Annotated in this window: 23 protein-coding genes and 2 tRNA genes; 8 read left to right on the top strand and 17 right to left on the bottom strand. The window is 60.4% G+C overall.

Annotated elements, in window-relative coordinates; genetic code table 11:
- Positions 1-110: 110 nt before the first annotated feature.
- Genes J5274_RS14190 through J5274_RS14205 form a run of 4 tightly spaced genes read right to left on the bottom strand, consistent with a single transcriptional unit; the run spans position 111 to position 6,406 of the window.
- Positions 111-3,152, bottom strand: a complete 3,042-nt coding sequence (locus J5274_RS14190; protein WP_219274643.1) for an SPOR domain-containing protein — start codon at positions 3,150-3,152, stop codon at positions 111-113.
- 60 nt (positions 3,153-3,212) lie between these two features.
- Positions 3,213-4,973 (bottom strand): arginine--tRNA ligase, encoded by a 1,761-nt coding sequence (gene argS / locus J5274_RS14195; RefSeq protein ID WP_219274644.1) that lies wholly within the window; start codon positions 4,971-4,973, stop codon positions 3,213-3,215.
- 54 nt (positions 4,974-5,027) lie between these two features.
- Positions 5,028-6,245 carry a deoxyguanosinetriphosphate triphosphohydrolase gene (locus J5274_RS14200; protein WP_142823050.1) on the bottom strand — a complete coding sequence of 406 codons (1,218 nt, stop codon included), beginning with the start codon at positions 6,243-6,245 and terminating at the stop codon, positions 5,028-5,030.
- Positions 6,242-6,406 (bottom strand): hypothetical protein, encoded by a 165-nt coding sequence (locus J5274_RS14205; protein ID WP_153816507.1) that lies wholly within the window; start codon positions 6,404-6,406, stop codon positions 6,242-6,244. Before J5274_RS14205 ends, J5274_RS14200 begins: the two co-directional genes overlap by 4 nt.
- 45 nt (positions 6,407-6,451) lie before the next feature.
- Between J5274_RS14205 and erpA the strand changes: the two genes are divergently transcribed.
- Positions 6,452-6,784 (top strand): iron-sulfur cluster insertion protein ErpA, encoded by a 333-nt coding sequence (erpA, locus tag J5274_RS14210; RefSeq protein WP_111221744.1) that lies wholly within the window; start codon positions 6,452-6,454, stop codon positions 6,782-6,784.
- 125 nt (positions 6,785-6,909) lie between these two features.
- Positions 6,910-7,701, top strand: a complete 792-nt coding sequence (gene xth / locus J5274_RS14215) for an exodeoxyribonuclease III (protein ID WP_142823051.1) — start codon at positions 6,910-6,912, stop codon at positions 7,699-7,701.
- 22 nt (positions 7,702-7,723) lie between these two features.
- Here xth and exoR read toward each other — a convergent pair whose 3' ends face one another.
- The 9 genes from exoR to J5274_RS14260 form a co-directional block, all read right to left on the bottom strand.
- Positions 7,724-8,527, bottom strand: a complete 804-nt coding sequence (gene exoR, locus J5274_RS14220) for an exopolysaccharide production regulator ExoR (RefSeq protein ID WP_142823052.1) — start codon at positions 8,525-8,527, stop codon at positions 7,724-7,726.
- A 666-nt stretch (positions 8,528-9,193) separates the two neighbouring features.
- Positions 9,194-10,462 (bottom strand): OmpP1/FadL family transporter, encoded by a 1,269-nt coding sequence (locus J5274_RS14225; RefSeq protein ID WP_142823053.1) that lies wholly within the window; start codon positions 10,460-10,462, stop codon positions 9,194-9,196.
- Between the two features lie 402 nt (positions 10,463-10,864).
- Entirely contained in the window at positions 10,865-13,792 is a 2,928-nt protein-coding gene (locus J5274_RS14230) for a valine--tRNA ligase (protein WP_142823054.1), read from the bottom strand.
- A gap of 118 nt (positions 13,793-13,910) precedes the next feature.
- The gene (locus J5274_RS14235; protein ID WP_142823055.1) at positions 13,911-14,864 is read right to left on the bottom strand and encodes a DUF2497 domain-containing protein; all 954 of its coding nucleotides are present in this window, start codon (positions 14,862-14,864) and stop codon (positions 13,911-13,913) included.
- A gap of 240 nt (positions 14,865-15,104) precedes the next feature.
- Complete coding sequence (locus J5274_RS14240; protein WP_142823056.1) at positions 15,105-15,776, bottom strand: protein-L-isoaspartate O-methyltransferase; 672 nt, start codon at positions 15,774-15,776, stop codon at positions 15,105-15,107.
- A gap of 205 nt (positions 15,777-15,981) precedes the next feature.
- Positions 15,982-16,482 (bottom strand): hypothetical protein, encoded by a 501-nt coding sequence (locus J5274_RS14245; protein WP_142823057.1) that lies wholly within the window; start codon positions 16,480-16,482, stop codon positions 15,982-15,984.
- Positions 16,463-16,756: a hypothetical protein gene (locus tag J5274_RS14250; protein ID WP_219274645.1), complete on the bottom strand. Its 294-nt coding sequence runs from the start codon at positions 16,754-16,756 to the stop codon at positions 16,463-16,465. The genes J5274_RS14245 and J5274_RS14250 overlap by 20 nt, the downstream gene beginning before the upstream one ends.
- A gap of 194 nt (positions 16,757-16,950) precedes the next feature.
- Positions 16,951-17,024 (bottom strand) — tRNA-Cys (locus J5274_RS14255).
- A gap of 157 nt (positions 17,025-17,181) precedes the next feature.
- On the bottom strand, positions 17,182-17,499 hold the full coding sequence (locus J5274_RS14260) for a hypothetical protein (protein ID WP_142829174.1): 318 nt from the start codon (positions 17,497-17,499) through the stop codon (positions 17,182-17,184).
- 117 nt (positions 17,500-17,616) lie between these two features.
- Here J5274_RS14260 and J5274_RS14265 point away from each other — a divergent pair.
- From J5274_RS14265 to J5274_RS14285, 5 genes are all read left to right on the top strand, one after another.
- Positions 17,617-17,691: transfer RNA gene (locus J5274_RS14265), tRNA-Asn, on the top strand.
- Between the two features lie 250 nt (positions 17,692-17,941).
- Positions 17,942-18,232, top strand: a complete 291-nt coding sequence (locus J5274_RS14270; protein WP_142823059.1) for a hypothetical protein — start codon at positions 17,942-17,944, stop codon at positions 18,230-18,232.
- A 153-nt stretch (positions 18,233-18,385) separates the two neighbouring features.
- Entirely contained in the window at positions 18,386-18,877 is a 492-nt protein-coding gene (locus tag J5274_RS14275) for a hypothetical protein (RefSeq protein ID WP_224127710.1), read from the top strand.
- 127 nt (positions 18,878-19,004) lie between these two features.
- Positions 19,005-21,950 carry an excinuclease ABC subunit UvrB gene (uvrB, locus tag J5274_RS14280; protein WP_142823060.1) on the top strand — a complete coding sequence of 982 codons (2,946 nt, stop codon included), beginning with the start codon at positions 19,005-19,007 and terminating at the stop codon, positions 21,948-21,950.
- A gap of 139 nt (positions 21,951-22,089) precedes the next feature.
- Positions 22,090-22,293: a hypothetical protein gene (locus tag J5274_RS14285; RefSeq protein WP_142823061.1), complete on the top strand. Its 204-nt coding sequence runs from the start codon at positions 22,090-22,092 to the stop codon at positions 22,291-22,293.
- 99 nt (positions 22,294-22,392) lie between these two features.
- Here the strand turns inward: J5274_RS14285 and J5274_RS14290 are convergent, their stop codons facing one another.
- The 4 genes from J5274_RS14290 to J5274_RS14305 form a co-directional block, all read right to left on the bottom strand.
- Complete coding sequence (locus J5274_RS14290) at positions 22,393-22,974, bottom strand: SH3 domain-containing protein (RefSeq protein ID WP_224127713.1); 582 nt, start codon at positions 22,972-22,974, stop codon at positions 22,393-22,395.
- 8 nt (positions 22,975-22,982) lie between these two features.
- Entirely contained in the window at positions 22,983-23,477 is a 495-nt protein-coding gene (locus tag J5274_RS14295) for an invasion associated locus B family protein (RefSeq protein WP_142823062.1), read from the bottom strand.
- Positions 23,478-23,663: 186 nt separating this feature from the next.
- Positions 23,664-24,143, bottom strand: coding sequence for a hypothetical protein (locus tag J5274_RS14300; RefSeq protein WP_142823063.1), 480 nt, complete (start codon positions 24,141-24,143; stop codon positions 23,664-23,666).
- Positions 24,144-24,429: 286 nt separating this feature from the next.
- On the bottom strand, positions 24,430-25,011 hold the full coding sequence (locus J5274_RS14305) for a DnaJ domain-containing protein (protein ID WP_142823064.1): 582 nt from the start codon (positions 25,009-25,011) through the stop codon (positions 24,430-24,432).
- Between the two features lie 676 nt (positions 25,012-25,687).
- Between J5274_RS14305 and J5274_RS14310 the strand changes: the two genes are divergently transcribed.
- Positions 25,688-25,900, top strand: coding sequence for a cold-shock protein (locus tag J5274_RS14310; RefSeq protein WP_111223035.1), 213 nt, complete (start codon positions 25,688-25,690; stop codon positions 25,898-25,900).
- The last annotated feature ends 207 nt before the right edge of the window (positions 25,901-26,107 follow it).

Below are 26,107 nucleotides of genomic sequence, written 5' to 3' on the forward strand. Positions count from 1 at the left end.
AAAATCATAAGGGTGGCAGGGCTCGATGACGAGCGTAGGCGGCCACTCGTGCACAAAAAAGAACGGCGGACCGAGGTCCGCCGTTCACTATGTGGGATAGCTGGGATCGCTTATTTCGAGATCAGGCAGGTGCCGCCGGCAGCCCGGAACTTGACGCAGAGCGCTGCGGCATCGTCCTTGGAGCCGACCGCGACGCGGACGCGGTAGTAGGTACCCTTGCCGGCGATGTCGACCTTGCGGACCTCCATCGGATGGCCACCGATGACGCTGGCATATTTCGCCGCCATGTTGGCCTGCGAGCGCTTGGCTTCCTGCTCGGAAGGCAGCGACGCGATCTGCATGCCGTAACCGCCGGCCGAAGCCGTTGCCGCGGGTGCCGTCTTGACCGGCTGTGCTGCCTGCGTAGCCGAAGCCACACGAACAGGCTGGGGCGTAACCGGAGGCTTGGCGGCGGCCGGCGTCGCCGATGCGGTTTGCGTCGGACGGGCCGTCGGCACCGGTGCTGCGTCGGTGGAGCCGGCAGCAGGCGTGTTGACTGGCGGCTGCGCAGCAGCGGGTGCGTTGGCAATCTGCGTCGTCTTCACCGTGCGGATCGGAGCGCTGTCGGCACTCGGCGCGTCGCCATCATCGGCCGATGCCATCTGGCTGTTGTCGGCAGCAGGCGTCGTCGGCGCTGCAGCCGCAGCGGGGGCGGAAGGAGCGGCACTGTCATCTGCGGGAGCCGGTTCTTCGCGAGCCACGAGCGAGCCGTCAGGCTTGACGATCATGGTGCGAACGCGGCGCGCCGCAACACCGGAATTGCCGTCCTGGCTGGTAGCAGCAGGGTTGCCCTGGCCTGGCAGCAGGCGCGGATCTTCCGTTTCGCCGACGGGTGTCGACAGATTGGCTTCTCCGCTGCCGTCATTGTCATCGGGAAGGCTGTTTTCGGGGATCAGCGTCTTCTGGACGACGTCGACCGGCTGCTCGTCCGAAGTCACGAGTTCCTTCTGCTTTGGCGGCTGAGTGGCCGCGCCGGCAACACGGTCGTAGACCGCCTTGTCCTGGTTCGGCACCACCTTGCCACCCGGATCGGTCGGAACGACCTTCACGGGATCCTTGTCGGCGGTGATGACGCGTGGCTCACCAGATGCAAAGCTGATCGGCGACCCGTTATGGGAGACCCAGCGATACATGCCGTAGGCACCGCCACCGAGCACAACGACAGCGGCAGCAGCAATGGCGATGCCGCGCATGGAACGCGCCCGCCAGCGGTCGTTGGCCGTGTGCGACGATTCGAACATCATCGGCGAGACGTTTTCAGGCCGGCTGGGCGTTTCGCGGAAGCTTTGGCGGAAATCTTCCTCCAGTGCCCGTTCGAACTCGTCGAGGCCTCCGCCGGTCTTCTGCTGCATCGTCACGCCGCGAACGGGAACAGACGTTGCCACTCCCGGCGCGAATGCCGCTTCCGTCATGGATGGCGCCGAGGCTGGCTCGGGCGAAGTATCTGCCGGCGCACTGAACAGGCTCGCCATCTCCGCATCGATGTCGAAATCGTAGTCGGGTGCGGCAACGACTGGCTCGTCCGGTTCTGCCGGCGGTAGTGCCGGAACGTGGATATCCTCGAATGTCTCGACCCGATCTTCCGTCTCCGAAATCTCATTGGGATCGAATGGCAGTTCCTGGTAGCTGTCGACGACGGGTTCAGCCTCGTGGACGGCGGCGCGCTGTTCGGCAGGCGCAGCAGCGCTGGCATAAGTTGGCGCGGTGGCGCTGGCATAGGTAGAGGCAGCTGCAGCGGCATAACTCGGAGAGCGCTGGACGGCGGCCACAGGCTCCGGTTGTCTCCAGTCCGTTGCCGGCTCAGAAGGCTTTGCAGGCTTTTCGACCTCTGCGAGCGACTTCGGGTCGGCAAGGTCGAGTTCGGCCAGCTCCAGTTCGATATCGGCAAGATCGAGGTCGAAATCATGCTCGTCGAAGCCATCGAAGTCTTCGTCCGCAGCAGCAACGACTGGCTCGGGGTCAGGTGACTTCACCGATTCAGGCTGGGCCGTGACAGGCGTGGCCATTGACGCGCGCGGTGCGGGCGGATTGACGAGTGAAGGATCGATACGCGCGGCGATCTGTTCGCGCGACGGCACGGGATAACGCGATACGTCGGCCAGAAGATCGTCGATATCGAGACCCTGGTAGCTGCTCGCAGCCGATACAGGCGCAGGTTCCGGCACGACGGTAGCGGCCGCAATCTCTTCGGCGCGGGCTGCGGGTGGGAGATCGACGCCAGCAAGCGGCGCTTCTTCTTCCACATGCACATCCGCCAAAACGGGATCGGGCTTGGAAACGACTGGCGTCTCTGCTTGCACCGCTTCGGCACGGTCCATTTCGACAGGATAGGAAGGCTGCTCGTGCGTCACGAATTCTGCGACGGGTTCGGGTTCAAAGGTCGCGACTTCCGGCGGCGCAGCGGGAGCAACAGGCTCTACGGTGGGCACAGGCTCGACAGCGCCGAAGGCATCCATCGTCGGCTCGCGGCGCGGCGCATTGAAATTCGCAAGCGGCAACCGGATGGTGGCTGCAGCCCACTGCTGCGTTCTCGGCGGGGTCGGCTGGACGTCCGGCGCAGATATTGACATTTCCAGTTCATCGACCAGATCGCGGTTGGCAACCTCGGGCGCAGAAGCCAGTTCTTCCAGCTCTTCGGCAGCAACCGGCATGGTGGTCGGCTCGACGACCGATTCCCAGCTCTCTTCAGCCGGTTCGAAATGCGAGGCATCGACGACCGGCGGCTCAGCATGAACCGGCTCTTCCGGCTGCAGCATCTGTTCTGCATGCGGAGCTTCGTATGCGGCCTGCACTTCCGCCTGCGGCTCCGGCGCATGCGTCGGTTCGACGGCGGCGAAATCGTTTGCCGGCGTGCCGTTCCCGTACACGGGCTCGGAATAAACGGCATGGCTGGGCTGGGATGCCTGGGGAGTGCGCGGCGCGTCGTAACGCTCAAACTCGCGGAGCAACTCGTCCTCGAGATCGAAAGCCGGCTCCTGTCGCTGGTTTGCAGCGACAGGTGTGGATGGCCGCTTGTCGTATCCGACGATGCGGGCGAGTTCGGCGAGCGGATCGTCGTCCGCGAAGAACTCATCTTTTCCGCCTGCGCGGTACGCCAACTGTTTTTCAGCCATTACTTCATCCACCCGCAACTGCTACGCTATTGCCAGCGCAATGTGGGTAAATGGTGACGTTTATCGCATTTCAGCCGGTGCTGCGGTCCCGGTAATACCGAGACCAGATTTCAAAACCGACGCGACAGCGTGCACCAGCCCAAGTCTGGCAATGCTCAATTCTCGGTTTTTATCGTTAACAAATCGTAATTCCGGAAAATCTTTACCTTTATTCCAGTGTCCGTGGAAGAAACTCGCCAGGTCATACAGGTAAAATGCGATGCGATGCGGCTCCTGGGCCAGCGCCGCACTCTCGATGATTCGCGGAAACTCCGCCAGTTTGGCAACCAGCGCCAGCTCCGCCGGATCGACAATCGCACCATGGACGGCAGCCGCCATTTCCTCGACAGATACTTCCAGACCCGGAAATGCTTCCTTCGCCTGGCGGAATATCGACATGCAGCGCGCGTGGGCATATTGCACGTAGAAGACTGGGTTGTCCTTCGACTGCTCGGTCACCTTGGCGAAGTCGAAGTCGAGCGGCTCGGAGCTCTTTCTGTAGAGCATCATGAAGCGCACGGAGTCGCGGCCGACTTCGTCGACAACCTCGCGGAGCGTCACGAAGTCGCCGGAGCGCTTCGACATCTTCACCGGCTCACCGTTACGGAACAGCTTGACCAGCTGGCAGAGCAGCACCGTCAGCTTTGCCTGACCATCTGAGACGGCGCGGGCAACCGCTTCGAGACGCTTGACGTAGCCGCCATGGTCCGCACCGAGCACGTAGATCATCTCGTTGAAGCCACGGTCGTACTTGTTCTTGAAGTAGGCAACGTCGGCGGCAAAGTAGGTGTAGGAGCCATCCGACTTGATCAGTGGCCGGTCGATGTCGTCGCCGACCTCGGTCGAGCGGAACAATGTCTGCTCGCGATCTTCCCAGTCCTCCGCCACCTGACCCTTGGGCGGCGGCAGGGTTCCCTTGTAGACGAAGCCCTTGAAGGTGAGGTCGTTGATCGCGGTGCGGATCGGCGCAGCACCGTTGGCGTGCAGCGTCCGCTCCGACAGGAAGACGTCGTGGACGACGTTCAGCGCCGCCAGGTCCTCGCGGATCATCACCATCATCGCGTCGATGGCCTTGTCCTTGACGATGGGCAGCCACTGATCTTCCGGCATGCTGCGCAGCTTGGTGCCGAATTCATCCGCCAGAGCTTTGCCGACCGGCACGAGATAATCGCCCGGGTAAAGACCCGCCGGAATGTCGCCGATCTGCTCGCCAAGTGCCTCGCGGTACCGCAGGAACACCGAGCGCGCCAGGACGTCGATCTGCGAGCCAGCGTCGTTGATGTAATATTCTTTGGTCACGCCATAGCCCGCGAACTCGAGCAGGTTGGCCAGCGTGTCGCCGACGACCGCGCCACGGCAATGGCCGACATGCATAGGCCCGGTGGGATTGGCGGACACATATTCGACGTTGACCTTCACGCCCTCACCGACCGTCGATCTGCCGAACGTCTCGCCATTGGCGATCATCGCTGCCAGCAGGCGCTGCCAGTAGCCGACCGAAAGGCGGATGTTTATGAAGCCTGGACCGGCGACGGAAACCTCGGCGATGTCAGCATCTTCCCGCAACTTAACGCTAATGACGTCGGCAAGTACGCGCGGATTGGTGCCCACGGCCTTGGCCAGAACCATCGCTGCATTGGTCGCCACATCGCCATGACTTGGATCGCGCGGCGGCTCGATGCCGACACGACGAAAATCGAGTTCGGATCGCTTTTCCTTGATGATATCAATACCTTCAAGGGCGAGCTTAACTCTGGCTTCGAAGTCTGTGAATAGGTTCATAATCAGTTCCAAGCATGGGCGGTTTCAGTCAGCCATCCGTCGGCGACCCGGTGCCTAACGCAAATCGGGAGTCTGGTCAAACAATCGCCTGTGGGCACTTATGGCATAGGTATCGGTCATTCCGGCCAGATAATCGCCGACATGCCGGGCCTTGGCGGCATCGGCGAGGCCGGAGATATGATCCACCCAGTAGTGGCTCTGCATCTCGCGCGGATCGGCCATGTAGGCGTGGAAAAGGTCGGTGACGATCTGCGCCGCATCCGCACGGATGCGCATGATATCGGGGTGGCGGTAGATGCGCTTGAACAGCATCGCCTTGATCTGCCTGTCGGTCTCGGCCATGTCGGGCGAGAAGGCGGCGACAACGCGGCCGGCATTGCGGATATCATCAGCGCTCGTCGGCCGGATCGAGGCAAGATTTTCCTGCGCCACCGAAATCACGTTCTCGACCATCCGGGTGATCTGCCGGCGCATGATCTCATGGGTAAACCGGCTGGCTTCCAGATTGGGGTAGCGGTCCCTGACCTCGGCCATCAGTCCGGCCAGGAATGGGATATCTTCCAGCATCTCGAAACTCAGATAGCCGGAGCGCAAGCCATCGTCGATATCGTGCGTGTTATAGGCGATATCGTCGGCGATCGCCGCCGTCTGCGCTTCGAGGCTGGCATAGCTGCCGATCTCCAGGTCGTGCAACTCGCAATAATCGAGGATCGGCTGCGGCACCGGCCCGTGCGTGCCCTTGCCGTCCGGCGCCAGCAGCGGGCCATTGTGCTTCACCAGTCCCTCGAGGGTCTCCCATGTCAGGTTCAGCCCGTCGAACTCGGCATAGCGCCGCTCCAGCTTGGTGACGATGCGCAGCGACTGGGCATTGTGGTCGAAGCCGCCATAGGGCTGCAGCATCTCGTGAAGCGCATCCTCGCCGGTATGGCCGAACGGCGTATGGCCGAAATCATGGACCAGCGCGACGCCTTCGGCCAGGTCCTCGTCGAGCCGCAGCGCCCTTGCCAGCGCCCTTGCCACCTGCGCCACCTCGATCGTATGCGTCAGTCGCGTGCGATAGTGATCGCCGTCCTGGGCGATGAAAACCTGGGTCTTGTGCTTCAGCCGCCGGAAGGCGGTGGTGTGCACGATACGGTCGCGGTCGCGCTGGAAATCGGACCGGGTCGGGCTGGAGGATTCGTCATAGAGCCGGCCGCGCGTTGTCCAGGGGTCCGCCGCGTAGATCGCCCGTTCGCCCGTGCCGAAACCCAATGCATGCCTGTCGATCGTCATAATCCATCCATCTCGGCCGCTGGCCATTGACGCCGCGTTCCGGCCTTCATACCTACAGTTTCAAGGAACGGCAAAGCAGTCCGGCAAAAACTCCCAACTGCTGCTGTCGCCGCCAGAACTTTGGTGATAGCCTTGTTCGATATCAGGCGTTTGAACGCCATCCTCAACTCATTCTCTCCGGGCCTTGACCCCGGCAGGAGGACATCATGACCGAAACAACTGTAACCCTTTCGGATTCCGCCGCCAAGCGCATAGCCGCAATCGTCAGTGCGGAAACCGGCAAGAGCGCGCTGCGCGTCGCCGTCGAAGGCGGTGGCTGCTCGGGCTTTTCCTACAAATTCGATCTCGTCGAAGCCCCCGCCGAGGACGACATCGTCGTTGCCAAGGGCGACGCCACAGTCTTCATCGACAAGCTGTCGCTGATCTACATGGCAGGCTCGCAGATCGATTTCGTCGACAACCTGCTCGGCCAGTCGTTCCAGATCAACAACCCGAACGCGGTTGCCAGTTGCGGCTGCGGCACCAGCTTCTCCGTCTGAAACGACATACAGTACTGCGCAACCGGTCGACGGCACAGCCGCCGGCCGGTTTTCTTTTGTCCTGAAGCCAATGGCCAAGCGCCGGTCGTGACGATAAAAGGGGCAATCCAAGGAGTCCCTCGCCCATGAAAATCGCCACCTGGAATATCAACGGCATCAAGGCCCGCATCGACAACCTTTGCCAGTGGCTGAAGGATTCCAGTCCCGATATCGCCTGCCTGCAGGAAATCAAATCAGTCGACGAGGGCTTTCCGAGGCTGCAGCTCGAGGAGCTCGGCTATCATGTCGAGACCCACGGCCAGAAGGGCTTCAACGGCGTCGCGATCCTGTCGAAGCAGAAGCCGGATGCGGTGATCCGTGGCCTGCCGGGTGACGACACCGACCAGCAGTCGCGCTTCATCGAAGCCTCCTTCTCCATCGCCGGCGACCGGACGCTGAGGGTCGGCTGCATCTATCTTCCGAATGGAAATCCCGTCGATACCGAAAAATATCCCTACAAGCTCGCCTGGATGGAGCGCCTTCAGGTGTTTGCAGCCGGTCGACTGGCGCTGGAGGAGCCGCTGATCCTTGCTGGCGACTACAATGTCATCCCGGAGCCGCACGACTGCTTCGATCCAAGGGTCTGGGCGAATGACGCATTGTTCCTGCCGCAGACGCGCCAGGCATTTCGAAGACTGGAAAATCTCGGCCTCACCGACGCCCTGCGGGCGACAAGCGATCAGTCAAAGCTCTACACGTTCTGGGATTATCAGGCCGGTGCCTGGCCAAAAAACAACGGCATCCGCATCGATCACCTGATGCTGTCACCCGAAGCTGCCGACAAAATGACCTCGGCGACAGTTGAGAAACACGTTCGCGCCTGGGAAAAGCCGTCCGACCACGTCCCCGTCGTTGCCCATTTCGATTTTGCGGGCTGAGCGGCAATAACCGTCCGCCCCATCACTCCGGAGCGGTCACGTCGAGCTTGTGGGCCATGACGACGGCGTTGCGGCGGTCGTTTTCGTTGGCGACGGAGAAAGCCTGCTCCTGCAGGTCTTCCATCCACGGACAATCCTTCGGCTTGCACTTGTCGAGAGCCGCCGTCATGAACGCGAGCCCGCGTGTCGACTGGCCTTCCTGGAACAGGATGTTGCCGAACACGGCCATGGCACCGGGATGGCCGCTCTTGCGAGCCTGATTGAGCCACTTCTTCGCCTGCTGGACATTCGACGTGCCGCCCTCGCCCGACAGCATCATCTTCGCCAGCTGAAACTGTGCTTCGGCGATACCGAAGGTCGATGCGACCTGGAAATACAGCTGGCGCGCCTGGTTCAGGTCCGTCTTGACGGGGGTGTTGGGAATTCCGCTCTTGTAATAGTTGGCGAGAGAAAGCAGCGCATTGATGAAAAAGCCGGTGTCTTCGGACCCGGGCTCGACGCCTTGCTGGGCGATCTCATTGTAGATCTTGAAGGCCTCGAAGTCATCCTGTGCAACGCCGTCGCCATCGGCATACATGTTCGCAAGTGCCCATCGCGAGCCGGTATGGCCCTTCTCGGCCGCATATTTGTAAGCCTCGACGGCTTCTTCCTTCTGCCCGTTCTTGTAGGCCTTGAAGCCGAACTTGAAGAGGTCGAAGGGTCCCGATTCCTTTGAGACGCCGGCATTGATATCAAAGGCCAAGGCAGGTGCCGCAACGGCAGCCGGCACGATCAACGCCATGCCAAGCCACATAACTCGTACTGATGGAAACTCGGATCTAAGCATCACAGTCGATTTCTTTCGCTCTATCCGGATACGCCACGATCAACCCCTCGTCACCGTTCAGCGCCGGATAAACTCCCACAAGCCGCCTACACCGGCCCGCATTCCATTCCGACCGGACCTTGAGAACGCCCCCGCTCCAGGATCCACTCGCCGCTTGTCCATGCGCTGCGGCAAGCCGTTTCCAAACTTCGGAAACATTTGCCGCCTCGCCATTCGTCACATTTTCAACCGTATCGCGAAATTGTGACCAAACCAGCGTAGGCACGTCCAACGAAGCATTTTTTGGCTCTTCAAACGCCAAATAATTCCTCGTTCAGGATCGATAGGCAGACTTTCGAATATTCAAAAAGCACCATGGCAACAAAACGTTACACCCGTTAGCTCGAAGTCACTCGAACCTCAGTCATGACACTTGTCTCACACTCTCCGAAATCAGCCTGAAGATCCCCACTGCACGTTTTCAGACGGGCTCGCCCTGAGCCCGCGCTTATCGGTGCGCTCTATTTGTGGCGGGAAATGGACAGATTTCCCGCAGGAGCGGGCAACGTAAACGGTTGCAAACGAGTGTTGCGATTTCGTCACAAAATGGCGCAACGGCGCGAACGTGCCCGCCCGGAACAACTGAAAGGAGCGAGTACATCCTGGCACAAACGGTGGTTGAGACAGCTAGAATTTGACCTTGACCGACGTCGAAAGGGCGCCGACGAAATCGTTGCCGTAGCGATAGGTGACATCGTCGCCGTAGGTCACGCCACCGGAGGTAACGGTCCCGGACTTGCCTGAAGTTAGCAGACCGACAGCGCCGGCAAGCCGGTATTCGACATGCTCGGTCGGCGAGAAGGAAAGGCCTGCCCCGAGCATCCAAGTATCGGACGACAGGCCATAGCCCTGGCTCGTGCCCTGGTCCCAGGTGAGGCTGACGGCGCCGCTCCACTGGGCATTGAACTTGTGGCCGATGCCGCCGCTCAACGTCCATCCGTCCTTGTAGAGGAGATCGAGGGAGGTCAGTTCCGCGGCGCTGCCCGGCCTGCAGGCGACAACTCCGCGCGTCGATTTCGGACAGAATGCGATACTCTGCAGCGTGCTCCAGTTGGTCCACTTGGCAGAACCGAACGCCAGCCAGTCGGGCGCGATGCCGGTCTGCAGCTTCAGCTCCAGCGAATCCGGCGCCGTGGCCGATCCGTAGACGGGCGTGACCGTGCCCACCGCCGGATTACCCGGGACTGCAATCTTCGGCACGGATGTCAGATCCACCGTGCCGGACAGATTGTCGTACTTGACCTGGCTGTTATAGACGAGGCTGGCCCGCATGGCGTATTCGGGGATCTCGTAGGCAACGCCCGAACGCCAGCCCCAGCCGCTGTCGCTGATATCGAGACGACCCATGCCGCTGTAGAGGGACGACAGCGACGCCGGCAAGGGCACCACCAATTCTTCCTTGAATCCACCGACCTCCTGGTAGAAGCCACCGCCGATCAGCCGCAGCTGGCCCGGACCTGCATCGAACTTGTAGGAGCAGGTCAGGCCGTAGTTGTGGCTGTATATCTTTTCGTCGCTGTTATAGTTGGCACCGGCCCAGTTTGTCCCGGGATTGGAATGGGCGCCGAACGGCTCGGAGTAGTCGGCCAGGCAATCGACATCGTCTGTGATACCGATCTTGATGCCCACGGAAGGCACGCCAAAATTGGGACCGTCGCTGACGGACTGCGGGCGATTGTTGAGGTTTCCATCACGTGGATTGATGTCACGTGCATTGGTCAGCTTGCGCTCCGGCATCACGAACGTGACTCCGCCCTCGAAAGCATAGCGTGACTTATCGAACAGCAGATCTATGTCATAACCCGCGCGCTCGATGCCTCCGGCCGCTGCGGAGCTGACGAAGCTACAGCCGGCAAGCAGCACGAGGGCGGCCTTGGCCACTGCACGATGTCCCATTACACTTCCCCGGTACCCAACTGCGGCAATCTTACGGTCATCGCAAGAATAGGCAACGTAACGATAAGCCCGTGATATCAATACTGGAGCGCGCTCCACGAGAAGTAGCGGCATCCTATCGCGTGAATATCACAAAGCGCAAAATTTTCTTCCCGAGAATGTATCGTTTAGTGCTTGAACTAGATTCTCTTTCTCTGACTTGCGCGCGATGTATCAAACGGATCACAGCAGCGAAATATAACCACCCCCTTAAAATGAGGGGTTTGATATTCAACCCGAGACTATACTTTGAATGTAACCAATCCACCTGAAGTCGAATTTTCTATGGATTCAAGAAGGGCGCACCCCTTTCGTGGCACGCCCTTTGTAATTCCACCGAACGATTCTAAACGGTCGTAGCAATCAGCCGACTTCGCTGAGCCTTGTCAGGGCGACCTTGAGGCTGGCGAGCTGGCTCTGCAGCTCCTCCAGCCGTTCGCGTTCCGCAGCCACGACTTCGGGGTTGGCGTTGGCAACGAACCGCTCGTTCGACAATTTCCCGACGATGCGATCCGCCTCGGCCTGTGCCTTGGCGACAGCCTTTTCAAGCCGGCTCCGCTCGGCGTCGATATCGATCAATGTGCCCAGCGGCAGACATGCAGTCGCCTCGCCGATGACGATCTGTGCCGAGCCCTTCGGCGCAGCTTCGGCGAGCGAGATAGCCTCGACGCGGGCAAGCCGCTTGATCGCCGCATCGTGGCGGAACAGCCGCTCGCGGGTGACGCCATTGGCATCGACGAACACCAGCGGCGCCGTGGCTGCCGGCGGCACGTTCATTTCCGAGCGCACAGAACGGATGCCCGAGACGAGGTCGATCAGCCAGTTGATCTCTGCTGCCGCGACATCGTCCGCATAGGACGGCACCGGCCAGTCTGCGTGGCAGATCAATCCATCGCGCTCCTTGCCCTCGCCAGCTGTGTGGGCCCAGAGCTCCTCCGTCATGAACGGCATGAACGGATGCAGAAGCTTGTAGATCTCTTCCAGCACGTAGGCGCTGCAGCCCTGCGCTTCGACCTTGTCAGCCTCTTCCTCGCCCATGAAGACGGGCTTCAGCAGTTCCAGGTACCAGTCGCAGAACTGGTTCCAGACAAAGCGATAGAGAGCGCCGGCCGCGTCGTTGAACCGGTAAGCCTCCAGCGCCTCCGTGACATCACGGGTGGTGCGCGCCAGTTCCGTCAGGATCCAGCGGTTGACCGTCAGTTCGGCCGCCTCGGGCACAAAATGCGCGCCACTGGCAGCGCCGTTCATCTCCGCGAAACGCGTCGCATTCCACAGCTTGGTGCCGAAGTTGCGGTAGCCGGCGATGCGCGCCGGATCGAGTTTCACGTCGCGGCCCTGCGCTGCCATGATGGCCAGCGTGAAACGTAGCGAGTCGGCGCCGTACTCGTCGATCAGTTCCAGCGGATCGATGACGTTGCCTTTCGACTTCGACATCTTCTGGCCGCTCTTGTCGCGAACCAGTGCGTGAACATAGACCGTATTGAACGGCTCTACCCCGTTGCCGGCGTCGTCCTTCATGAAGTGCAGGCCCATCATCATCATTCGGGCGACCCAGAAGAAGATAATGTCGAAACCGGTGACCAGCACGTTGGTCGGATAGTAGCGGGCAAGCTCGGCCGTCTGCTCAGGCCAGCCGAGCGTCGAGAACGGCCAGAGGGCGGACGAGAACCAGGTGTCGAGCACATCCTCGTCGCGGATGAGGATTTCACCCGGCTTGAAGTTCTCCAGTTTCTCCTCGACCCAGGCCTTCCAGACACCTTCGTGAGACAGGTAATGCTGGATCGCCGCCTGCAGCGCCTCTTCCTCGGTCTTTTCGACGAAAACCTGACCATCCGGGCCATACCAGGCCGGGATCTGGTGACCCCACCAAAGCTGGCGCGAAATGCACCAGGGCTGGATGTTGTCCATCCACTCGTAATAGGTCTTGTCCCAGTTCTTCGGCACGAAATTGGTGCGGCCTTCGCGCACGGAGGCGATGGCCGGCCCTGCCAGCGTCTTCGCATCGACGAACCACTGGTCGGTCAGCATAGGCTCGATGACGACGTTCGAGCGGTCGCCGAACGGCTGCATGATCTTCTTGGCTTCGACGTAGGGAATATCGTTGCCGTCGGCATCCTTGACGGTAACCGCCAGGCCCTCGGCGTTGATCGCATCGACGATGCGCTTGCGGGCGACGAGCCGGTCGAGGCCGCGATATTCTTCCGGTACGAGGTTGATGTCGTCGATTTCGGATTCCGTCGGCATGTCGCCGCCGCGGGCAATCGCCTGCGCCTGGGCAGCGCAGACTGCGTAGGGCTCGCCGTCATCGCGCATTTCGGCGCGGCCGTTCATCAGCCGGTAGAGCGGGATGTCGTTGCGCTTGGCGACCTGGTAGTCGTTGAAATCATGGGCGCCGGTAATCTTCACCGCGCCGGAGCCAAAATCTGGTTCCGGATATTCGTCGGTGATGATCGGGATCAGGCGGCGATGCTCCTTCGGCCCGACGGGGATTTCACAGAGCTTGCCGACGATAGGTGCATAGCGTGTATCCGAGGGGTGAACGGCCACGGCACCATCTCCCAGCATCGTCTCCGGCCGGGTCGTCGCAATCGAGATGTAGTCGCGCTCCTCCTGGAAAGTGACGTTACCGTCGGCATCCTTCTCGACATAGGTGTATGTCTCGCCGCCAGCCAGGCGGTATTTGAAGTGCCACATATGGCCGTTGACTTCGCGGCTTTCGACCTCGATGTCGGAGATTGCGGTTTCGAACTGCGGGTCCCAGTTGACCAGCCGCTTGCCGCGATAGATCAGGCCCTCCTTGTAGAGCGACACGAAGACCTTGAGGACGGCTTCCGACAGCCCCTCGTCCATGGTGAAGCGCTCGCGCGACCAGTCGCAGGAGGCGCCGAGGCGCTTCAGCTGGTTGAAGATCAGACCGCCCGACTCGTCCTTCCATTCCCAGACCTTGTCGATGAAGGCTTCGCGGCCCATGGCGACACGGCCGGGCAGCTGCAATTCCTTCAGCTTGCGCTCGACGACCATCTGCGTGGCGATGCCGGCATGGTCCATGCCTGGCTGCCAGAGCACGTCCTTGCCGCGCATCCGCTCGAAACGCACCATGATGTCCTGCAACGTGTTGTTGAGCGCGTGGCCCATGTGCAGCGAACCGGTGACGTTCGGAGGCGGAATGACGATGGTGAACGTCTCGGCTCCCGGCTTGGCATTGGCACCAGCGCGAAACGCGTCGGCCTCGTCCCATTTCTGGGCGATTTTCGGCTCAACAGCGGCAGAATCATAGGTCTTTTCGAGCATTTTGGGACCGGATCTAGAGTTCGATGATGCCGGTTGGTAAACAGGATGGCCGTCGGCAAGTCAATAAAAAAGCCGCCCCGTGCCCGGAGCGGCTGTTGTCGCCAGGTATCGGGAAAAACTAGCGGCGGGGCCCGCGGGCAACCCGCTCGATCTCCTCGCGTACCAGCTTTTCGACCAGCGTCGGCAGGTTGTCGTCCAGCCATTCCTGCAGCATCGGCCGCAGCATGTCCTGGGCTATGTCGTCGAGCGAGCGGCGCTCGGCGCCAAGCGCTGCGGCAAGCTCGTCGAACGAACGCGCAACCTGCTCGCCGGTGGCTTCAGAGACCAGCATCTTCTGGGCCTCTTCATGCAGCTGCGGCAGGAACCGGTCATGCTGCTCAGCAGGCGCGACATAGGCGGCTTCCGGCTCGACATGAACCGGCTGGGGTGCAGTGGCGCGCTCGGGCTGCGGCTGTGTCCGGACACCGGATGGCATGTCAGGCGCCCGAGTGACCTGTTCGACGACCTGCTGCACAGGCTCGACCGGCCTGATGTGCACGACCACGTCGGACATCTCGGCCGCAAAATCCTGCGACACGGCGGCCATCGGTTCACGTTGCGTATGCCGCACTTCCGCCTCGGCGGCATCGGGCTGCATCGCATGCGAGCCAAGGCGCACCTCGGCGAGACGGGCGGCCATCGCCGGCGGCAATTCGCGAGACGGCGCCGCTTCACGCGACGCGTTCATCTGCATGGAATTGCGATCGGAAGCGGCACGCACGCGGGCTGCCACGTCGGCGAGCGACATGGTGCTGCGCGGCGCTGCATCCGGATCGTGGCCGGCCGAATTGGCGGCAACGAACCGCGGGTCCTGGGGAGCCGGCATCGGCGGCATGTCGTCGAGCGCGCCTTCGAACTCATCGTCGACGGTCAGATGGATGTCGTTGTCATCGTTTTCCGCAGCTTCGTACACCGGCGGCATCGGGGCCGACAGGGAAGGACCACCGCCTGGCTCGTTGCTTTCGATGATCTTGCGGATAGAGGCAAGAATCTCTTCCATCGACGGTTCACGCGCAACATTGGACTGAGCCATTTTCATCCCCGTTATCCTGCAGAAAGGACCGAAATGCCAGCGCGCCAGCCATTCGAATCATCGCTACCTTAGGATACTCTCCGGGGGAAAAAAATCACCGCGAATCGACTAAGTGCGCTGATGCACAGTTTTGTTTACCTTGTCCAGAGCCGCACGCAAAAGCAGCGGCTATGGAAAAACTGCAAATGAAAACGGGCACCCAGGGTGCCCGTCCGAAAGATCGTCAACCCATGGTATTGCTCAGAAGACGAATTCCTTGACCTTGGCAAAGCCCGGCAGCGCCTTCACGGAAGCGTTGAAAAATGCGTTTTCCGAGATTGCGCCACGTTCGCGCACGAACACCGAGGCACGCGCCGAATTGCCGAAACCCTTGACGACGACGAGACGGCCATTGTCACGCAACTGCTCGAAAAGATCGGAGGATACTTCTTCGACCGCGCCGTTGACGAAGATCAGATCGTAAGGCGCCCCGGCCGCATGGCCCTTTTCGAGCGCACCCGTCGCCACCGTGACATTGCCATAGCCAAGCGCCGAAAGCGTTTCGCGCGCCTGCGACGCCAAAGCGCCGTCGCATTCGAGCGCGACGACCGAGCCCGAAAGCAGCGACAGCAGCGCCGAGGTGTAGCCCGTCCCGGCACCGACCTCGAGGACGACATCGTCCTTGCCGATTGCCGCAAGCTGCAGCAGCTTTGCCAGCGGCGATGCCTGCATCAGGTACCGGGGCGGATTGCCGTCACGAGCAGGACAGATCTCGACGTCATTATCAATATATGCCAGCACCTTGAGCTTTTCCGGCACGAACGCTTCGCGCGGCACGGCGAGGAAAGCGTTCAGCACGGAGTGCGAGGTCACATCCGTCGTCCTGATCTGGCTCTCGACCATCTTCAGCCGCGCGGTTCCGAAATCCATCATGCTGTCCCGCCCCATCAAAAGCGATTATCCGTGCACCGTCTTAATCGCCACCGCGAAAGCTTTCAAGGCGTGGATGTGGACCGGAGGGAAATTCGTGCGGGGGAGCGCAGTTGGCGAAGCGGGCGGGAACGTTGCCTGCAATCCGCTACCTAACTCAAAAGCATGATCAGATTTACGACGCAAACATTCAATGATCTGCCATTTACTATTGTTTTGTCGGCATTTGGTAAAAAGGCGAAGGTAACGGCTTCTCCTTCGGCAAATTATCTTGCACCGCCTTCAGCAAAGCGTCGAATTTTTCGTTTGTATCAGCGGTTAGAGTTTCAACGCGCTTGTTTAGTGCGTCGTAGTGCGCGTTCATCGCGTTGATTGGAGGCGTCATTTTTTCGACGGCGTCTTGTGAAACTTTTTGAGCATCCATTCCCACGCTGAACCACTGGCCACCATAAGCCATAATCGCAACAGTCAAGCCGAGAGCCGCAATGGCCGTCACAATGACTGTCATTTTCGTGCCGTTGGTGGTGGTTTCCAGATGACCCATTTTAGCATTAATGAGCTTTAACTCACCGAGCAACTCAGCAAACTTTGTGTCAGTTCTCGCCTCTGCAGCTGCAATTTTCGCATCCACTTCGCTCATACCACCGTTTGCCCCCCCACCGCCGATGCTTTGCAACGGGCTTTTATTTTCAACCACCAACTTCACCATTTGGATTTGCTTCCAGCCAACTTATGATTGTGGCCATCGAAAATGTCTTCATATTCCCGCAATTAGCACACGATATTATCGAAACGGGTATTTTAAATGTTTCATACCCGGTGCTGTCTGTCACAGAGAAGCCAGTAACGTACTTCTCGGAGTTAGTCATAACACTCCAAAGATCAGTTCCGCATGCTTCGCATTTAAGGTCTTCGAGCTTGTTCTCAAAAAACCTAGTCACCTCGGTTGCAGGAGGATCAAGCTTGATTTTTGTCTCAGTCATTTGATCACCGGTGAACGCTTCGGTTTAAGTTGGCAGACCAAGTCCAACGTTGCAATCCACGTCGCAGGGATTCCCCGCTTTCCGGTCGAAATCCTGGAAACCAAGGAGGAGCGGCTTGCTAGATGTCAGCAATATGCAAAGCTGCCAATAACAACTGGCGTTGATCTAAAAAATTGATTTCACTGATAAAAAAGTGGAGGCCTCGCCCGGAATTGAACCGGGGTACGAGGATTTGCAGTCCTCTGCGTCACCACTCCGCCACGAGGCCATCCGTGTGTGGTCGCGGCGATTTAGACTAGCTCTAGACAGAGCGCAAGACCATTCGCCGCCAACGGGATAATTTTTCGTGCCCTTCGCGGCCCAGATCGGCTGTCCTTGCTAGCCCTGCCGCAGCGAAGCGATGCGGCTTTTCCGGGCAGCATACACTATTTGTTGTCCGGCTGACGCTTGCGGCCCCACCACACCGACATGCGACGGCGCCAGCGGCGGACGGTGGCGCTGTCCTGAGAGAGGATGACGAAACCGAGCGGTATCATCCAGAATCCGAGAATCGGCAGGAAGCCGAGGCAACCGCCGCCGATCAGCGCCGTGCCGACCGACATGCGCGCCAGCCGCGATTTCGGCAGCGGCACGTGCACGGAGCCGAGCACCAGCTTGCCGCGTGCGTGATCGACGCCAAAACGTTTTTTCGGCCTGGGGCGGCGCGTGGCGTCCGCATGCGGTGGGTTCGAAGCATCATTCATCCACAGGAAATGGGGATATGGGCGATTAATGCAAGCCGATGGGCGATTTTTGAAAAAACCGCTTGGCAAATCGGGAAAGCATTTGTATTAGGCCACTCACACCGCGCCAAGCGGTCTTCCCTGGTAGCTCAGCGGTAGAGCATTCGACTGTTAATCGACAGGTCGCCAGTTCGAATCTGGCCCGGGGAGCCAAATTATAAAAAGCCTTTGCAGAGATGCAGAGGCTTTTTTCTTTTTCGGTGCAATGGTTTCCCGCTTCCCATTCACACGTTGGGTGAAATGCCCGAGATCGCTACTTCCCAAAAATGAACCGCTACCATGCTTCATGGCACATTGCGCTCTCACACACGACCTGCAACCAGTTGACTACAACTGGACAGGTCACGGGGCGCCCCCGAATGATCGCCAAAAGCCGTTGACGCGTCGCCCGAGGAGCGTGAGAATGAAATTTGTGCCTTTGCTTGTCGCTGCCGTCTTGCTCTCTCCCGGCCTTTCGCTGGCGGCACAATGTACACCGAATGACGCCTCGGCCCGGATTCTGGCATCCCCAAACCCGGACGACATCCATCCGGACTGGAGCGACGGCTCGACTATCGGGTTAAGCTGGACCTTCGAAGGTAAGGAAGTCGGCGACAGCGGCGACTACATGAAGGGAAAGCTAATTTCCCCGCGTGGCGATGTCACCAACAAGGGTGTCTATATTATTGCCCGCGAATGGGATTGCGCCGAATAGGCGCTGCGCCGAGCCCGCCACGTTGCAGAACCGAGCCCGATTTCCCGTTGATCGAACGGGCAAAGCAGTGGAGAATAGCGCCAGTTCAGCGTCCCGCGCCAAGACCCGCTGGCGGCGTCTGCAACATTTCGTGTCCCAGCAGGAATCGATCCCTTGATCCAGACATCCCTCCCCCGACTTCGCGCCCTCAGCCTTGCCGTTGGCACCTTCGTCGCTCTTGTGCTGCCGCAGACGGCTGCGATGGCGGCGCCCAGCTGCTGGTCGCTGTTGCAGAGCAAATACGGTCCCGGCATCCTGAAGGCCGCCGACGAAGCCAATCCCTGCGCCAAAATTCCCGGTTTCGACAAGAAGGAGCGCTTCAACCTCACCGGCCTCGATCTCTGCACCGCGCCGGATGGCGTGCAGATCAACGCCCAGGCTGACCTTGCCTGCAAATCGAGTTCGCACGGACTTCTCGGCGGCATCGATATGAAGGGCAAGCTGCAGGCATCGATGTCCGTCGATATCGGCGCCTGCAAGGTCACCGACGCCCGTGTCAGCGTCAGCGGCCCCGTCGGCGAATTGCTGAGCTCGGTCGGCGATATCCAGAATCTGGCGCGCAATTTTGCCCAGAAGAAGATATCAGAGGTCTGCGGCCCCCACTAGCCACGTGCTCTGAAAAGCGGCGGCCTGCACCTGCAAGCGGTCAGCCACTGTGGCAAACTGCTGCGCCGTTGCCGTTTTGTACTCATCCCCTCTTCACTTTCCGCCTTCGCCGCTCCATATTCCGGGCATGGCCAGATCCCCGAAAAACTCTCCCGCTCGCGATGATCGAAATACCGGTTTCGAGGAGGCGCCGCAGGCGCCGTTCGAAGGCGCGCCGCTGTCAGGCGGGGTTGCCGACTGGGTAAAGCAGCTCGAAGCGGAAGCCGAGATCTCCGGCGTCGAGACGCAGCGCGAGATCGCCTCCAAGGCCGGCAAGCATCGCAAGAAGGTGGAAATCGCCGCCTCGAAATCGGCGCGCGGTACATCCATGGGCGGTTCGACCGATCCGAAGACGCGGGCTGCCGCCGGGCTCAATCCGGTTTCCGGCATGGATACGTCGCTCGAAGACGCCGCCAATGCAGGCACGGCCGTCACCGCCACGGTCGAGGCGCTTTCGGCGCTGATCGAGAGCGGCAATCCGCTGTTCAAGGACGGCAAGATGTGGACCCCGCATCGCCCTGCCAGGCCGGAAAAATCGGAGGGCGGTATCAGGATCCGCATGCAGTCCGACTATGAGCCGGCCGGCGACCAGCCGACGGCGATCAAGGAACTTGTCGCCGGCATCGAATCCGGCGAGCGCAGCCAGGTGCTGCTTGGCGTCACCGGCTCCGGCAAGACCTTCACCATGGCCAAGGTGATCGAGGCGACGCAGCGCCCTGCCCTCATTCTCGCACCGAACAAGACGCTGGCGGCCCAGCTCTATTCCGAGTTCAAGAACTTCTTCCCAGACAACGCGGTCGAATATTTCGTTTCCTATTACGACTATTACCAGCCGGAAGCCTATGTACCGCGCTCCGACACCTTCATCGAGAAGGAATCGTCGATCAACGAGCAGATCGACCGGATGCGCCACTCCGCCACCCGCTCGCTGCTGGAGCGCGACGACTGCATCATCGTCGCCTCCGTCTCCTGCATCTACGGTATCGGCTCGGTCGAGACCTACACGGCGATGACCTTCCAGATGACGGTCGGCGACAAGCTCGACCAGCGGCAATTGCTCGCCGACCTCGTGGCCCAGCAGTACAAGCGCCGCGACATGGATTTCCAGCGCGGCTCTTTCCGGGTGCGCGGCGATACGATCGAGCTCTTTCCCGCCCACTTGGAAGATGCGGCCTGGCGGATTTCGATGTTTGGCGACGAGATCGACTCGATCACCGAGTTCGACCCGCTGACCGGCCACAAGACGGGCGACCTGAAATCGGTCAAGATCTACGCCAACTCGCACTATGTGACGCCGCGCCCGACACTGAACGGCGCCATCCGCCACATCAAGGAAGAGCTGAAAATGCGGCTGGCCGAGCTTGAAAAAGGCGGCCGTCTGCTGGAAGCCCAGCGGCTGGAGCAGCGCACCCGCTACGACATCGAGATGATCGAGGCGACCGGTTCCTGTGCCGGCATCGAAAACTATTCGCGCTATCTCACCGGCCGCAACCCGGGCGAGCCGCCACCCACCCTGTTCGAATACATCCCCGACAATGCCCTGCTGTTCATCGACGAGAGCCACGTCTCCGTCAGCCAGATCGGTGGCATGTACCGGGGCGACTTCAAGCGCAAGGCGACGCTGGCCGAATACGGTTTCCGCCTTCCGTCCTGCATGGACAATCGGCCTCTGCGGTTCGAGGAATGGGACGCCATGCGCCCCAACACCATCGCCGTGTCGGCGACGCCCGGAAACTGGGAAATGGAGCAATCAGGCGGCGTCTTTGCGGAGCAGGTCATCCGCCCGACCGGGCTGATCGATCCGCCCGTCGAAGTGCGCTCCGCCCGCAGCCAGGTTGACGACGTGCTTGGCGAGATCCGCGAGACGGCGGCTGCCGGCTACCGTACGCTGGTCACTGTCCTCACCAAGCGCATGGCCGAGGATTTGACGGAATACCTGCACGAACAGGGCGTGCGTGTGCGCTACATGCACTCCGACATCGACACCCTGGAGCGCATCGAGATCATTCGCGACCTGCGGCTCGGTGCCTTCGACGTGCTCATCGGCATCAACCTTCTGCGTGAGGGCCTCGACATCCCGGAATGCGGCTTCGTCGCCATTCTCGATGCCGACAAGGAAGGGTTCCTGCGCTCCGAGACGTCGCTGGTGCAGACCATCGGCCGCGCGGCGCGTAACGTCGACGGCAAGGTGATCCTCTATGCCGACAACATCACCGGCTCGATGAAGCGGGCGATGGAAGAAACCTCGCGCCGCCGCGAAAAGCAGATGGCTTACAACACCGCCCACGGCATCACGCCGGAATCGGTGAAGGCCCGGATTTCCGACATTCTCGACAGCGTCTACGAGCGCGACCACGTTCGCGCCGATATCTCGGGCGTGTCGGGCAAGGGCTTTGCCGATGGCGGCAACCTGGTGGGCGGCAACCTGCAGGCCCATCTCAACGCGCTGGAAAAGCAGATGCGCGACGCCGCAGCCGACCTCGACTTCGAGAAGGCAGCAAGGCTGCGCGACGAGATCAAGCGCCTCAAGGCCGCCGAACTCGCCGTCATGGACGACCCGATGGCCCGCCAAGAAGCCAGGGCGGTCGAAGGCGACAACGGCAAGCCAAAGGGCAAGCGCAAAACTCCCATCTCCCCCCTTGTCGGGGAGATGTCGGCGCAGCCGACGGAGGGAGGCGTATCCGCATCCTCGGCCTCCTACTTTCAGAAACCCTCCCTCGACGACATGGGACCCGGCACCGATACGGCCCGGCCGCTGTTCCGCAAGAACAGCCTCGACGAGATGACGGTCGGGCGGACGGAGAAGCCAGCGGCGGGCAGCCTGCCGGAACGCCCGCCGGAAACGGTGAGCAGCAAGAAGCGCTTTTCGCCGCTGCTCGAAGGCCAGCCGGACAAGGACGGCAGCTCCGCATCCGGCAAGGACGACCTGCGCCCGATCATCCGCGCCAAGGCCGGCGCCGGCTCCTACGAAGACGCCGGCGACGTCAAGCGCCAGAAGCGCACCAAGGGCAAGACGGGACGGCCGGGGCGGTAAAAACAAGGGCGGCGGAGCGCGAAAAGCGAAAAAACTTGGGTCCGGTAGCGCTCGTTGATAGGTTGCGGCCGCGCTGTTAAGACTAAGGCAATCTCCGCATGGCAAGCCATATGTCACTTGCCCTAAGGAGGACGAAACCATGGCGCTGATCGGCTTCAAGAATACCCACAACCAGCCCGTCTACGTCAATCCGGCGCAGGTGCTCTATGTGACGACCTTCGAGGAAGACGTGTCGATCATCGCATTTGCCGTATCCGGCGCCGGCGGCAACCCGCTGACGATTTATGTGCGCGGCAATGTCGACCAGATCCGCCTGAAGATCGACGGAACCGCCCAGCGCTGATGATGGAGATCGGCGCAAACGTGCGCCCGTCGTAACGATCCGATGCCTGCGTTTAGGCGCAGGTGCTGCGGCGAGCGAATTGATCGCCAGCTTGCGCCCTCACCCGAAAACCTCGCCAGGATAGGCACCCCAGATGGCGGCTTGCCTGATATAGCCGGTGAGCCGCAGCCCGCTCAGATGCACGCGGCACCAGCTGCCGTCGCAGGCCGATAGCCTCAGCAGCACCTTCGGCTGCAGCACCGCGATTGCGCTCGCCTTGGCATTGGCGGCGACCCGCAGCGGCACGTTGGCCGAGAGCCAGGGGCCGACAATGCCGGTCCGCTGGCCCGATAGCAGCGAGCCATACATCCACCCGGACGTACCGTCGGAATCCCGCACCTGCCGCCAGCGTCCATATTCCTGGATGACCTCGAGCGGCAGGCCGGGCGCGACATAGATGAAGCGCGTCGCATAATCGAGCGAAGGCCCGATGCGCAAGCGCGCCTTGCGCGGCTTCAGCGACACGAAACGCGGCACGGCCAAGCCGCTTTCGCTGCCGCGCGCAAATCCGGGCGCCAGCACCGGAGCCGGCGAACCAGCGCCTGAAAGCAGAGGTGCCGCGGATGGCAGCGGCTGCGAGAGTGGCGAGACCAGCAGCACAATGGCCGAAAAACCGGCGACGGCCATAAGGCTGCAGGACAAGGGCACCCTCACCGGCAGGCCGAGACCTTCTTCAGCGCCGCAGAGATGCCGGCCAGAGAATAGGTATAGCGGGTCGGAGTGCCGCGTTTCGAGGTGGCGCTGACGGTCATATCGCTGCCACCGCGCATCGCCGCCACCAGATCCGGCTCCTGCGCCACGTCCCGCACCCAGGCGGCATTGTCCTTGGACACCATGGCGAAGCGCTTGTCGTCGACCGCAACGGTGATCGGCGCCCCCGGCTTCAGCATATAGCCGCGCACCGCCTCGGGCACGAAGCCGCCGTCGGCAGAGGGCGACACAAGGAAAAAGTTCTTCCCATGGTCGATTCCGGCAGGCTCCATCTTCGTCGGCATCGAAAGCGCATAGCAGACCGTCCCAGACTTCGCCGCATAGGAATAGACGCCCCAGTCATCGAACTGCTGGATCCGGCTAGGCTCGGCAAACGCCGCGGCAGAAGAGGCGACAAGGGCGGCGACGGCGAAAATGGGGAGTTTTGCGGGCATGATATTCCAGACGGGTTTTGGACAAACTCAGGCCGGATTTCGGAACATTTCCGGCCGCGCGAAGGCCCAATTGGAGCCCGTCGAGGGTTACCGGGAGGTTAATGGGGTGGTTACGATATTGTGATGGGGGGGTGTGAGATCGGATCTACCGCCTAAGGCAAGAACCGGCGCAGGCAACTTCCGGAGCTATTTCCGACTGCGTCTGATAACATCACAAAATACTTCATCATCCGACTGTATATGAGGAGAAAGAACGTCTAGGCAGGATTTGAGCCTAGCTTGCAATGAATCATTTTTCCTTGGAGTTTCTGAATAGTTGGAAATCTGCCGAACTGATTTGATAGAAAGCAACTGCAGCAACACTCGAACGCCCTTTTTATCCGTCAGCCCTACGCTACGGGCGTCATAAGATCCTGGAAACCCAGCCAACTCGGGAAAAAGCTCTCCCTGTAAGGTACGGTTTGTCTTAGTTTGCCTCGCCTCGACATCGCTTAGCATGCGCCTCAAGGCCATTGTTTCAAGCTTCCGCGACTCTGCAATGATTAGATTGGAATGCCTAACTCTCAATTCACGGATAACTTCTTCGTATGTATACTGACCTTTAAGGCCAAGTTCGTGCGAAATATTTCTAAGAGCGCCGCGCAAGTTCATTTCGTCAAACTCCATTGGCACGCAAGACGAATCATAAGATCAAAAGGTGAACTTAAAAACCAAGACAGTCAACCATACTACAAAATAGAGTCTGAGCATCACGGCCATATTGGAGTATAAGAAACTGATACAACGGCGCATATATAGAATTGCCACCAAACAGATCAAATCTTGCATGTAGCGTTAAGCTTCGAAATGCGATCGCGGCCGCGTATCGTCACACTCAAAAACTACTCGATTTCTGGAAAAGAAGACAACGGTTAAAGATTTTCCCGTCTATTTTGGCGCCTATACGAGGTCACTACTCCGCCGCCCGTAACTCCACCACGTCCATCTCGTAGCCATACTCCTCGAGCATCGTATACGCGTGCTCGATCGTCGCCACCTGCGCTTCCGCCTTGCGGATTGCCTCGGCGATGGCTGATGTCCGGGCCCTTAGCATGGAGCCGAGGACGTCGGCTTCGGGGCGGCGGCCGAGGCGGTCCATGTGTTTGCGGACGCGGGCCCGGTGGCGTTCCAGCTCTAGGATGTGGAAGCGGTTCTTGACCGCCTCGTCCGAGAGCTTGCGGCGCATCGCGGCAACCGGATCGAATGAGCCGGGCTCGCGCTCATCGAGAATGAAATCGTTGACCAGCGCCTCGATCATCGCCGCCCCCTGCAGGTCGCGCGGATCGGCCAGCTGCGGATCGTAGCCGGTGTCGTCGTAGACCTTGCGGCGGATCGGGTCCTGCAGCAATTCGTACACCGCCTGCAGCCTGCCAAAGTGCTCCGCATCGCCGCCGCTGTCGGGATGGGCGGTCTTGGCAGCTTTCCGATAGGCGCTCTTGATCGCATCGAGGCCCGCATCGCGCGCGAGACCGAGCATCGCATAGGGATCCATCATCTTGCTACCTCTTCCGCCTGCCCGCACGCACCCACTCCGACTAGCCTCTTGCACGCCCGGCTTCAACCCCCGCAGCGCGTTGATATCATCGGCCTTGCTCGGGACCAAATTGTGGAGACCGTCACGATATCCCCGACTTTAAGGCAACCACAACCTTATGGCGACTGGCCGTCGGCCGCATGCCGAAAACCTGTGCCAACGGGCGCGAAAATCACGCCGCCGGGCCATCGGGGCAGAGGCTTTATAGGCGGAATATAACGGACCATGCCGGTGGTCTGCGAGGTCAGAATTGTGCGCCTGAAACTGCCCGAAACCACGTCCGGGAAGAGCCGGAATCCCGATCCGGGACAGCGAAAAATGCATCAACGCAACCTCCCGAAATGGTACAACCGGCTTGCGTGGGGCTTCAAAAACCCTTCAAACCCTTGATTTAAAGGCGCTATGCCGCGCAGGTTGAAACGTGTCAAAATTTTGTCGCTTGCTTTTTTAAAAAAATGCTGCCACGAATTGGTTCTCGGGCATTTACTTGCCGGTGACTGGACAGATGTGGCAAAGCCTGCGTAGACGTTCTTTCCCCGTACGTGACTACTCGACCCGTCTTCCGCGCCGCGCGAAGGCACAACCGTCCGGCTTCGACCACCGGGCAAAATGGACTAGAGGGAAAAGGACTATTTCCATGGCGACCAAGGGCACCGTTAAATTTTTCAACCAGGACAAGGGTTTTGGTTTCATCACGCCAGAAGGCGGCGCGAAGGATGTGTTCGTTCACATCTCCGCTCTCCAGGCTTCCGGCATCCAGTCGCTGCGCGAAGGCCAGCAGGTCACGTTCGACACCGAGCCGGATCGCATGGGCAAGGGCCCGAAGGCCGTCAACATCTCGGCTTTCTGAGACCCGTCCAGTCACGACGAAATTTTACAAGAACGGCGTGCTGCAGGGCGCGCCGTTTTTTTGTGCTTTGGGCCTGAGTTGGAGATTTGGCAATTGCCTGGGAGACCACCTCGTTGCTCGGTGCCCCCCTCTGTCAGCTGCGCTGACATCTCCCCCACAAGTGGGGAGATTATTCTTTTCCCTTGCGGACCCTGGCTTTCGGCTGAT

Origin of the sequence: Rhizobium sp. L51/94, from assembly GCF_019355555.1 — a bacterium.
Classification (GTDB): Bacteria; Pseudomonadota; Alphaproteobacteria; order Rhizobiales; family Rhizobiaceae; genus Rhizobium; species Rhizobium rhododendri.

What these genes read in the sequence shown, in the direction of transcription:
- J5274_RS14190 (WP_219274643.1), bottom strand. Translation starts at nt 3,152, where the DNA reads ATGGCTGAAAAACAGTTGGCGTACCGCGCAGGCGGAAAAGATGAGTTC.
- argS (WP_219274644.1), bottom strand. Translation starts at nt 4,973, where the DNA reads ATGAACCTATTCACAGACTTCGAAGCCAGAGTTAAGCTCGCCCTTGAA.
- J5274_RS14200 (WP_142823050.1), bottom strand. Translation starts at nt 6,245, where the DNA reads ATGACGATCGACAGGCATGCATTGGGTTTCGGCACGGGCGAACGGGCG.
- J5274_RS14205 (WP_153816507.1), bottom strand. Translation starts at nt 6,406, where the DNA reads ATGGCGTTCAAACGCCTGATATCGAACAAGGCTATCACCAAAGTTCTG.
- erpA (WP_111221744.1), top strand. Translation starts at nt 6,452, where the DNA reads ATGACCGAAACAACTGTAACCCTTTCGGATTCCGCCGCCAAGCGCATA.
- xth (WP_142823051.1), top strand. Translation starts at nt 6,910, where the DNA reads ATGAAAATCGCCACCTGGAATATCAACGGCATCAAGGCCCGCATCGAC.
- exoR (WP_142823052.1), bottom strand. Translation starts at nt 8,527, where the DNA reads ATGCTTAGATCCGAGTTTCCATCAGTACGAGTTATGTGGCTTGGCATG.
- J5274_RS14225 (WP_142823053.1), bottom strand. Translation starts at nt 10,462, where the DNA reads ATGGGACATCGTGCAGTGGCCAAGGCCGCCCTCGTGCTGCTTGCCGGC.
- J5274_RS14230 (WP_142823054.1), bottom strand. Translation starts at nt 13,792, where the DNA reads ATGCTCGAAAAGACCTATGATTCTGCCGCTGTTGAGCCGAAAATCGCC.
- J5274_RS14235 (WP_142823055.1), bottom strand. Translation starts at nt 14,864, where the DNA reads ATGGCTCAGTCCAATGTTGCGCGTGAACCGTCGATGGAAGAGATTCTT.
- J5274_RS14240 (WP_142823056.1), bottom strand. Translation starts at nt 15,776, where the DNA reads ATGATGGATTTCGGAACCGCGCGGCTGAAGATGGTCGAGAGCCAGATC.
- J5274_RS14245 (WP_142823057.1), bottom strand. Translation starts at nt 16,482, where the DNA reads ATGGTGAAGTTGGTGGTTGAAAATAAAAGCCCGTTGCAAAGCATCGGC.
- J5274_RS14250 (WP_219274645.1), bottom strand. Translation starts at nt 16,756, where the DNA reads ATGACTGAGACAAAAATCAAGCTTGATCCTCCTGCAACCGAGGTGACT.
- J5274_RS14260 (WP_142829174.1), bottom strand. Translation starts at nt 17,499, where the DNA reads ATGAATGATGCTTCGAACCCACCGCATGCGGACGCCACGCGCCGCCCC.
- J5274_RS14270 (WP_142823059.1), top strand. Translation starts at nt 17,942, where the DNA reads ATGAAATTTGTGCCTTTGCTTGTCGCTGCCGTCTTGCTCTCTCCCGGC.
- uvrB (WP_142823060.1), top strand. Translation starts at nt 19,005, where the DNA reads ATGGCCAGATCCCCGAAAAACTCTCCCGCTCGCGATGATCGAAATACC.
- J5274_RS14285 (WP_142823061.1), top strand. Translation starts at nt 22,090, where the DNA reads ATGGCGCTGATCGGCTTCAAGAATACCCACAACCAGCCCGTCTACGTC.
- J5274_RS14295 (WP_142823062.1), bottom strand. Translation starts at nt 23,477, where the DNA reads ATGCCCGCAAAACTCCCCATTTTCGCCGTCGCCGCCCTTGTCGCCTCT.
- J5274_RS14300 (WP_142823063.1), bottom strand. Translation starts at nt 24,143, where the DNA reads ATGGAGTTTGACGAAATGAACTTGCGCGGCGCTCTTAGAAATATTTCG.
- J5274_RS14305 (WP_142823064.1), bottom strand. Translation starts at nt 25,011, where the DNA reads ATGATGGATCCCTATGCGATGCTCGGTCTCGCGCGCGATGCGGGCCTC.
- J5274_RS14310 (WP_111223035.1), top strand. Translation starts at nt 25,688, where the DNA reads ATGGCGACCAAGGGCACCGTTAAATTTTTCAACCAGGACAAGGGTTTT.